Below are 494 nucleotides of genomic sequence, written 5' to 3'. Positions count from 1 at the left end.
AGTAGCTCCTGCTTTATTATCTGCTGAAATTTTTAAAGTGGCAAATTGAGATTGTCCAGAACCACTAGAAAAACCGGAACCTGTAGAAACATTATAAAGACTTATCGCATCTGCTGTGGTCATTGATGAAATAGTAACAATTGATGCCTCTAACATCTTTGACATATTTTTACCAGATCCCACTGAAAAACCAGAACCTTTAGAAAAACCATTTCCATTAGTATTCATATAAGCATCAATAGAACTTGCTCCAACTATAATTTGTTTTCCACCACCACCATAAGCATTAAAGCCCATAGCATCAGCTGTATTAGCATCAATTTGCCCTTTAGATTCTCTTAAAGATACTGAGTTTTGAGAAATGATATCAGTTGCACCCATACCTATGGCACTAAGATTGGTTCCACTTATGTTGATATCTCTACCATCATTTTTAACCAAAGATAATCTTCCATAATTTTCTTTTTGTAAAATACCAGCACCAGCACCGATAT

General features: G+C 34.8%; 1 pseudogene. It reads right to left on the bottom strand.

Going from position 1 to position 494, the window contains the following annotated elements:
* Positions 1 to 494: pseudogene (locus tag ELQ09_RS08170) on the bottom strand (flagellin); the annotation flags it as partial.

Origin of the sequence: Campylobacter sp. CH186 (assembly GCF_004378925.1) — a bacterium.
GTDB lineage: Bacteria > Campylobacterota > Campylobacteria > Campylobacterales > Campylobacteraceae > Campylobacter_D > Campylobacter_D jejuni.
The sequence above is the reverse complement of the archived record's forward strand: the minus strand, read 5'-3'. Positions and strand labels throughout refer to the sequence as shown.